The organism is Flavobacterium rhizosphaerae (genome assembly GCF_046000445.1).
GTDB classification, from domain to species: domain Bacteria; phylum Bacteroidota; class Bacteroidia; order Flavobacteriales; family Flavobacteriaceae; genus Flavobacterium; species Flavobacterium rhizosphaerae.
In genome coordinates this window covers 1-7593 of record NZ_JBELPZ010000031.1, presented here as the reverse complement: position 1 = coordinate 7593, position 7593 = coordinate 1, and the positions used below count along the sequence as shown (strand labels likewise).

5 protein-coding genes and 1 pseudogene are annotated in these 7593 nt (G+C 37.3%); 2 read left to right on the top strand and 4 right to left on the bottom strand.

The genetic code is table 11. The annotated features are described in order from the left end of the window. Both ABS766_RS16555 and ABS766_RS16550 read left to right on the top strand, forming a co-directional pair. A pseudogene (locus ABS766_RS16555) lies at positions 1-153 on the top strand (site-specific integrase); the annotation flags it as partial. A 5-nt stretch (positions 154-158) separates the two neighbouring features. After that, a complete protein-coding gene (locus ABS766_RS16550; protein WP_408086313.1) occupies positions 159-1178 on the top strand; it encodes a PDDEXK nuclease domain-containing protein in 1020 nt (339 codons plus the stop codon). Positions 1179-1197: 19 nt separating this feature from the next. Here the strand turns inward: ABS766_RS16550 and ABS766_RS16545 are convergent, their stop codons facing one another. From ABS766_RS16545 to ABS766_RS16530, 4 genes are read right to left on the bottom strand one after another with little or no spacing between them, the layout of a single operon-like run. Continuing rightward, positions 1198-2139 (bottom strand): hypothetical protein, encoded by a 942-nt coding sequence (locus tag ABS766_RS16545; protein ID WP_408086312.1) that lies wholly within the window; start codon positions 2137-2139, stop codon positions 1198-1200. A 3-nt stretch (positions 2140-2142) separates the two neighbouring features. Further along, complete coding sequence (locus ABS766_RS16540) at positions 2143-5370, bottom strand: AAA family ATPase (RefSeq protein ID WP_408086311.1); 3228 nt, start codon at positions 5368-5370, stop codon at positions 2143-2145. Next, the gene (locus tag ABS766_RS16535) at positions 5367-6014 is read right to left on the bottom strand and encodes a condensin complex protein MksE (RefSeq protein ID WP_408086310.1); all 648 of its coding nucleotides are present in this window, start codon (positions 6012-6014) and stop codon (positions 5367-5369) included. The genes ABS766_RS16540 and ABS766_RS16535 overlap by 4 nt, the downstream gene beginning before the upstream one ends. Next, a complete protein-coding gene (locus ABS766_RS16530) occupies positions 5984-7315 on the bottom strand; it encodes a hypothetical protein (RefSeq protein ID WP_408086309.1) in 1332 nt (443 codons plus the stop codon). Before ABS766_RS16530 ends, ABS766_RS16535 begins: the two co-directional genes overlap by 31 nt. Positions 7316-7593 lie beyond the last annotated feature (278 nt).

Sequence of the window (7593 nt, the reverse complement as noted above, 5' to 3'; positions counted from 1 at the left end):
GAAAGCGTATCAAGGATGCTTGGGCATACCAGCATAAGGACAACACAGATATACGCAAAGGTCCTTGAGAAGAAAGTCAGCGAGGATATGGGCAGGCTTAAAGAGCGCCTATGTGGAAATGAAGCCGATAATTTAGCGATTGCCCAATCTTAAGAATTATGGAACCTACAGCAACAAATCAACTGGCGCAGAGGATCTCTGAGCTACTTACTGAAGCAAGGGGCAGGATTGTCCAGTCGGTAAACCATACAATGGTTTTGACTTATTACGAGATAGGCCGAATGATAGTTCATGAAGAGCAAAATGGCAATGAGCGGGCTGATTACGGAAAGCAACTCATAAAAACGCTGTCAATAAAGCTAACGGCAGATTTTGGAAAGGGTTTTTCACAGCGAAATCTGGAGCAGATGCGCCAATTTTACCTTGTATACTCAAAAGCGCAGACACTGTCTGCGGAATTTGAGAGCGATGATAAACCGGTAAAAAAATTTCAATTAAGTTGGTCCCACTATCTAAAATTAATGCGTATTGAAGATGTTGACGAAAGAAACTTTTACGAAATCGAATCTTATAAGAACAACTGGAGCCTCAGGGAATTGGAAAGGCAATATAACACGGCACTTTATACACGTCTGTCCCTAAGCAGAAGTGGATCGCAGGTTCGAAGGCTAGCCAAAGAAGGCCAACTATTGCAAAAGCCCCAGGATGCAATCAAAGATCCATATATTTTAGAATTTATCGGCCTGCCGGAACAATCAACTTACTCTGAAAGCGAATTAGAACAGAAGCTTATTGAGAAACTGGAACATTTTATGCTGGAACTTGGCACCGGGTTTACCTTCGTGGCAAGGCAACAACGTATTAGTTTTGACGAAAAGCATTTCAGGATAGACCTGGTTTTCTACAATCGGATTCTTAGGTGCTTTGTACTGATTGACTTAAAAATCGGCGAACTTAAGCATCAGGATATAGGGCAAATGCAGATGTACGTTAATTTCTATGACAGGAGAATGCGGCTTCCTGAAGAAAATAAAACCATTGGTATAATCCTATGTCAGGATAAAAGTGAAGCGGTTGTGGAATTTACGTTACCTGAAAACAATCAGCAGATATTTGCAAGTAAATATACGACGGTGCTGCCCAGTAAAGAGAGTCTTGTAAAACTTATACGAGATTGATAATTAGCAAAATCATTTGTTAGCGGCCTTTTAAAATCTCTATCAAGTCTATGTTTTGTTCCTCAACCCAAATATTATTGTTAATCAGGTGTTCAATATAATCAATTTGCTCGCTATCAAAGTCCTTTTTTTGTAGGCCTGAAAATGGTTTGACCTTCCATTTACTTTTATGATGCTTTACTCCAACAGGAAGTGTTTTGGTGCCATGCGAAGGCGTTATTAATGTCAATATAACGCCTTTTTCTTCCATAATTTTTTTAACCCTGCTGTAAATAGATAACCCTGCGTAGTCCCAATCACAAAGATAGAACATTGGCAACTGTAACTTATTTTGCGAAATATCAAGTAAAGGTGCAGTATTATTTCCCCCTACATACCATAATTCTATATTGTTGTCCTTGTATTCAAGTGGTACTTTAAGACAATCTAGGTTTTCACATAAAACAACGACAGCAGGATTGGGACAATCCACAACTATTCTCCACTGGTTATTTTTAGGTTCTTTATCCGGAAATGAATCAATCCCAAGAATAGTAAGCATAGCATTCCTGAGACTCGGTTTATTGGACAGATATTTTGAATTCTGGTTCTTGAAGATTTGTGCAGAAAAACGTGTCTCAGTGGTCAGCTTTATTTTTAGTTCATCTCTGTTATAGTACACAAAGACTAGGCCTTTAAGGTCTTCCTCTGTAAAAGCTTTTCGGGCATTATTTTCGAGGCCCGATTCCTTGAAAAAATTATTGTAGTAGTTGTAATATGAAAGGAACTCCGTTTCATAAAACTCCCTGTAATTAGACATAGCAACCAAAATATCACGGCTACCAACCTTAAATTTCACCAATCTTAATTGCTTCATCACGATCTGTTTGACAAAACTGTTGGTATGTATTTTAAGCCTTGTCTGTCCAGCAAGGTATAGTTCATGAAGCCCTCGAAGATGGCGCCACTCAATTCCTTTCATAAGTTATACATTTGTCAGCCCGAAAATTGGAATCGGATCATAGTTAATGTTTGTATTCTCTCTGCTGTTTTGAAGCAGATAGATATATTGGTTCTTTAAGTCGACTTTGTTGGGATTGATTGATAATGAAAGAATTTGATAATCGTTATCCAAAGCAAGTTTATATAACATATCGAAATTACTTCCAAGCCCTTCCGCCTCGTCAATAGCCATGAATCGAATAGCACCCTTGTCTTTTCCTCTGTTCTGCGAATAATCGATTAGCCGAAGTTTTGCCATGCAGAGCAATGCTATTGCTGAATATGCCTGACTGGTACTGCCATCATTTTTTAGACCTTCTTTGTTCCGAATAGCAAACTTCAAGCCATAATACGACTTAGGGTTAAGCAGTTCTTCGACTTTTGGTTTTAGCGATCTTGAACCGCCCGATTTATAGAATGACTCGCGCAATTTCTCCTGCAATGTAGGATATTTCTCCAAGTCGTTTGATATCGTTTTTAGTGAATCGAAAAGGGTATCTTCCCCGCCAAGCTCCAGATCTTTCCCAATACTGTCAAGGAATACGGACATCCATTCATGGTTAAATAATGGCGCTTTAAAATCCAATACAACCTTAAGGTCACCTGTAATTATCTTATCTTCTTCATTCAGGAATCTGCGTATGAAATTTACGTTATATATCTGGTCACTCACCTCCTGTTGCACTTTTTCAATAACATCCTGAAGTTTAAGTAATTTTCTATGGTTCAGCTTCTTATTTTTTAGGTTAATCTCCCGAAGGTATATATCAATCTTCTCTATAATCTCATTTTCAAGGGTTGTCTCATTAACTATTTCGGATGGCAGTATTTCATAACATAAGCCTTGGAAATCGCCTGTATTTTCAAACCTCTTAGCTTTTTCTTTCAGGAAGGTGTTGCATAACGTATTATATTTGATGATATACTCTTGTAACGAGTTTTTATAATTTTCTTCAAGCTTATCCACTTGCTCCCGGTCAAGCAGGATAGCATCAGTTTGGGTGTCGAGCCATTCCGGATCTTGGATATAAACAGAATTCCGTTTTAACTGTATACTTTCAAGTTCCTTATCGAGCTGTACAACCTGATGTGCATGGCTAATACAGTTTATTTCTGTGGTGTAAAACTCGTCAAAGGTCGCATAGTAATCTTCCGAAAGGTCTAGGGCTGCAAGTATATCATCAAAGCTTTTAGAATTGTTTGAGGTAATCTTAAATCTTAACTTAAGGCTGCTAATTTCCTGTAACTCCACAATAGTCTGAAAAGTCGAAAAGCGTCTTTCTAGGTTATCCTGCAACGTATTTAGATTTCTTCTATTACAATCAAGTCTATCAAATTTTCTCTGGCTTTCCTCAAGTTTTTCAGCAATGTTTAGGCGGTTGGCATAGGACTCCCTGATGAGCTTAAATTCACTATATTCCATTTTATGCAGCGGCAATACTTCAAGCTGATCCGATAATTGTATTTCTTCGCGCCAGGCTTCAATAAAAGTGTCAGGATTATCCAATTCATCCAGCACGGCCTGCATCTTCGCGGTGGCTTTTTGAGTTTTTTCCAACGCATCCAATTCTGTTTTTAAAGACACGGACTGATTTTCGAAGTACGACCTGATAGCACTTGTACCCTTATCAAATATTGCCTCGAAGTTAGTATCTATATGTTCAATTACGCCTCCTAAGTTAAGCCAGTATCCGGTTTCCGAAAAACCAGATAATTGCAGGCTTTCAATTAACTTTAAGGGCTCTGGTACGTATTTTGTTCCCTGCTCAGCGGGTGCGGTAGTCTTATAATTTAAATCGTGAAACTTACGAATTACACCTTCCTGCTCTTTTGTAAGATTCTGCCCTAAATTCAGCACCCATTTGGCTAAAGAATCCTGCTCATTAATATTATTTAGACTCAAAAGCTTACGCTTAAAGTCAATCTCTGTTTCATTAGATTTATAAATTTCAGCAAGCTGTAAGGCGGTATTTTTGCTTTCAAGTTTTTCTAATATCCGTATATCTGCGTTATGAAGGATACATTTTTCTTCCAGCAATTTCCTTTTTTCAAGCCGAACTTTTGACTGTTGGTGGGTATGGTATATGGCCTCAAGCCCCTCTTCAGAAACGTTGAGGCTTTCAAGCCATTTGCCAAATTCCTGTTGTTGGTCGTGCTTCTTTTTCCAGTCGTTACGTTCTTCAATTGCAATCGACCATTCTGTATTTAACAGTGTAATTTCACTTTCAATTCTTTCCAGTTTCCTGCTAAGTTCATCTTTCAGCTTTGGGAGTAGTAATGTTGCCTGCTCATAATATCCTAATCTTTCTGAAATTTTAGATGTTAATCTTTCAATCTCAGAATTACAAAGTGCATAAGCATTACTAATGTATAATTTATGTTTTTCTTCTGACAACTTCTTTAACTCCAGCAAAGCACTGAGATTTAATTGGCGTAATTTCAGCTCCGCAATTTCATCCCGATTGTGTTCAAATTGCTTAAAATCTTCTGATAATTCCTCTATGGCGGCGTAAAATCGCGAAACTAATTCTTTCTCTTTGTCATCGCCAAAAAGGAAGGATTGTAATTTTTCACTCTTATTAATATCAAGTGACTCTCTAGAAAATGCCTGTATAATCTTAGCATAATTTTCAAGGGTTCTATAATTTATAGAGAGGTCAATTGGTAGAATATCATTGTTATATAAAAGTTGATGATAGCGTGCTGTCTGATCCCAGGATTCGCAAGTAAGGTCTCGATTATCCAACAGATGATTTTTTAATTCTGCTATAGGCAGAATTTTATTATCCTTTATAAAATCTTCTACACCCAGCTTTTGATCAAATGTATTTAATACAGAGTTCGGATCAAAATCATGTCCATTCTGTACGATAAACATATTTGAGGCTCCGGAACTCTCCAGATAAATGCCTATTACAACATATTGTTTCTTATTTTTTTCAATGTTTAAAAAAGCATATCCAACATCTGTACCTCCACCCTCGCTTCGCAGTACAAGTGTACTTGGCTGCCTAGGGCCCGTACCCTTCGTTGGCGAATGAAATGCCTTAGTTCCTACGCAAATCAATTGTAGCAGATCTCCAATCATGCTTTTACCTGCCCCGCCCTCACCAACGAAATCAGTCCGGAATGGACTAAATTCGTAATCAAAGCATTGGTGCCGCACAATATTCAACGTGGACAGCCGTGCTATCCTTGGATATTTTTTCATCGCAGTTTATTTAGGGTCTCATCTATATTCAATATTTGCTCCTCATATATTTTTAGGAGCCTTTTAAATGCAGGAAGCGGACTGAAATCATCTTTATTTAGCGATATCCAACCAATCTTCCTAAATTCCTCCAATGCAGATTGTATGGTGTTGTCCAATGCAGTATCATTTATATTACTAGGGTTTGTATTTTTGGACTTTGCAATCAGCCTATACAACCCAGGCTTGTAATCCTCATAGTCGATCCTTATTTTATCCTTTAACTTTTGTACGGAATCAAGTTCAATATCCCAGTCGATATAAATAATTTTATAAATTATGAAGCCGATAAGTACAAATTCGCTCTTCATGATATGCCGGTGGCGGTCCGAAATGTTGCCACGGTCATTACCATAAAAATCCAGGTAGTAATAGGCGTTAGGATCTTCACCATCCCGAAGTAATGTGACATTAAAGAATTTTTGATAATATAAAACAAGGCTTTCTTCATTTGCCTCGATAAAGTTAAATTGCCTAACCTGCTTTCCCTCCCTTTGGATATGCATTCCGTCTTTTAGTGCATAATCCAACTGGGCGAAAATATCTTCCGCTGCCTCATGAAATAAAAAGGATGCTACTGTAATTTTCTGACTTCCATCTTCCATAAAGAGATATAATTAAATTCGTTATCAGTATATAATTCCTTTGCAGTCTCAAGTTGCATAGATGGCGTTTGGGATATATGCTTTATTGTATTGAACATTACCGTAACCGCTAAGGAAGGCCCTGTTTGTCTTGCAATCGTAAAAAAAGTTTCAGAGAGATTGATATAATTCCTGAGGTTTATTTCCGATAGGATATAATCCTGCCATTTCTGTGCGGTGTCAATATCTTTTAAAAACGTTATTGCCTTCTTTCTGTTCCTCTCAATTTCCTTATTGTTTTGAATGTAGTGCTTACGCTCTTTAGGCTTAGGTGGGAAAAGTTCCTTGTCCTTACTAATAATCGTAAAGTTAGGTGTACGATAACGTAATGTCGGACACAGTATACCTTTTGGGAAAATCATCGTTTTCTGTGTCTCAATATATTCTACCACAGATTTATCAAGCAAGTAAGTAATAAAACGTTCGACTTTCCCATTAAAAGCAGGCTTATTTAAAGATGAAAAAAGCTGTCGTATCTTTGGCTGGATACGATCGAGCTTTTTATCTATGGAATTAAGCCGGTCATTAATGTAACTTATAAAAAAAAGTACCTCCCTGATTAGGCCATCAATTTCCTGATTTCCCGCATTTTTACGGTTAAGTATATCTCGCATTATCCTTGTTTCAGCGTAAGCAGATCGCAATTCTCTAACATGATCTTGCGATGTATTAAGGCTTTCGTTGGTTGCGATTAAAATATTAATGAAACTTCCCTTTTCGATGACTGTGCGTCGTTTTAGTTGTTCAAGTGAATTAGAAATCTGACGGTCAAGAAAATCTATTTGTTCCCGCAGGTCAGGTTCATATTTCTTAAACTCATCTGTAAGCCAGAAAGTGAGGTCTTCATCTGTTTGCTTGCTTTGGAGAGAATTAGTAAGAAGTGTGCATATCTTTTGTATTCTGGTAGGATTAAATGCACCTTTAAGTGTATTTTTAGCATGTTCGCAGAACTTATAAGCATAGTCCTTAAAAAAATACTTTTGTGATTGTTGATCATAATCCAAAAAATATTCCTGCAAGTCCATGATGTGGGCACTGTAAATCTCTTTTGGGTAGCGGTCATTCGTACGGTATACTTTGGAAAATGCCTCGTGTAAATCAGATTCCGTGAATTTTTGATTCTCGTAAATATTATTTTCGATTCCTTCGTAGATCTCAATTATAGCCATGCCAACTTCCCGCGAAGGAAAAAGGAGCTTGTACGTTTTATCATCATTAAGTATTTTGATGAAATCAAAATTTTCTGTTTGTTCTATATTCAATTTAAGTGAATTTACCATAAATATACAAATTCATTAACACAAATTGCATGTCAGTTTTGGAAGTATTCTAATATGGTACCCTTCTCAATCAACTTCATTATTGTCTATTTTCTAAATATATTTTAAATGTTTAGTGATTTAAACTTTTCCCAAGATAAACCGGTAAAAGGCAGCTAATGTATTGCGGGTAAAGCCAGTGGTAAAAGCAAAAGACTACGGCATAATGGCTTTGCTCGCCCACTCACAAACCCACCCCTGGGACTTATTCCGTTTCCTTT